Origin of the sequence: aff. Roholtiella sp. LEGE 12411, from assembly GCF_015206995.1 — a bacterium.
In the GTDB taxonomy this organism is placed as follows: domain Bacteria; phylum Cyanobacteriota; class Cyanobacteriia; order Cyanobacteriales; family Nostocaceae; genus Komarekiella.
Window position 1 is genome coordinate 1 of the sequence record NZ_JADEXR010000297.1, and the last position, 1854, is coordinate 1854.

General features: G+C 47.4%; 1 protein-coding gene. It reads right to left on the bottom strand.

Translation table 11 applies throughout. From position 1 onward, the window contains the following. The coding region (locus tag IQ246_RS29500) for a DUF3987 domain-containing protein (RefSeq protein WP_194006823.1) at positions 1-1854 on the bottom strand (1854 nt) is incomplete at both ends.

Genomic DNA, 1854 nt, shown 5'->3' on the forward strand with positions numbered 1-1854 from the left:
TCCACGCCCTGATTGCCGGTTGTGTAGTGGCCCATGCCTGCTGCCCAATTAATTGGCAAAGTTTTGTATAATAAGCATCGGCACTCTTCGAGAGTTTGACTACACCCATTGGGCAGTTCTCTAACCAATCGTAGAAAGGTGGCAGTTTTTCAGCTAACCGACAGTACCCTTTTACACGCTTGGGCATTAAGGCGTTGGCTTTGGCCACCAGGAATCGCGCCAGCATTCCTTGTGAATCTTCGGGATCTTTGAAGATTTTGCGGAACATTCCCGGCTGAATTCCACCTGTAAGTGAGAGGGCTGTTTCTTCTACGATGAAGCCGTCACCTTGAGAAACTCGGTCTACCTGGGCTGGTGCGCCATCCCAAAGTTTTAGTAAACATTCGAGTCCTTCGTTCTCGCCCCCCTTACCGAACTGCCCGAAAGATTTGAATAATCCAGCAAGTTCATCTCTAGCCCAGAGAACGCCATTATCTTTTTGTTCGCTAAGGCGCTTGATTACAGCCTGAATGGTTGCTATTTCAAACATATATTTGCGCTCAACTGGGTAAGAGGGGCATTCTTCGCTGTCTCCTTCTTTCCAGTGTTTATGCGCTTCTACTTGCGCCTCGTAGCTTTTACGTGCTTCCAATTGCTTGCGTTTGAGTGGAGCCAGCACCAAGCTGTCTGCTCTGCTTTTACCGCCCCCTGATTCCAATACTGTGGCCGTCCACGCGATCGCTGGAACACTATGTGACTCCACATTCAGCTTCAATCGCTTGCCCACCAGTGATAGTACAGCTGCCATCAGTGGTTGCCAAATCACTATCGGCTCTATATTTAGGATTTCGGCATCGTGCAACAGGTCTGCTGCCATGCTGGGCAGGGCTTGATTGAAGTCCAGTTTCGCATTATGCCAATTAATCAGATTATCTAGTCTGATTTCATCTGATGGCTGAACATCATCTAATTGACTTCTAACTGAAGAGACTATCTGGTTAAATGCGGTTTTTGTGACAGTGTTGTTACGTAGAAGAAGTTCGAGGCGTTGTGTCTCTTCATAGTCAGTCAACCCTGCCTGCAAAATCTGGGTGACAGTGGTGACAGTAGCTGTAATGTCTGATGTGAATGGATTAGAACTGTCACCATTTTGAGGACTGTCACCGGTGACACTTTGTTTTTTACTGCCATTAACTGGTGCTTGTTGAGAATCAACCCGCGATTGTCGCTGCCACGATTTTATACAGTTTTCCAGAGCCTCATCCGTAAGTGTGGCGGTGGGGTTATCTTTAGTGGCTGATTTCCAAATCGTTTCTGCTTCTCTTGCATCTAAGGGCGGTGAACAGCAAGAGCAGTATTCATCAAATAAAGCTCGTGGTTCTCTAGCGAATCGATGCCCCAGGTGGGTGAGTCTAGCTGCTGTGCCAATCAGGTTACGGGCCAGGGCTGCACCTTTGCTATTTCTCTCTCCCTGGGGAGCACCGCCGTCAATTAATGCGCGATCGCCTTTGCTGAGACATTGGTACAGTGGCACGTCATCAGTCAAAAGAGGTAAGTTTGGTGTTTGTACCTCAGCCTGCTGTCTTTGGGGAATTAGCGATCGCATCTGATCGTAACTGTAGCGCTGTCCAGAATTGAGAATGATTTGGGAAATTTCATTGGGCACATTATTTGGTGCAAAATGAAAACAACCAGCCAGCCGCATTACCCGTGACGGATTCTTAAGGGAGCGATCGCCGTCTGAGTACTCTAATAAATCAGTTTGCAATGTCCGCCACTGTTCAGGGCTGATTGGCTGATTAAATATCCAGTAGCTATGAATTGATTTCCCACCTGTATCTATTTGTAAACTCGGTGATGGTAAATTGAGCGATC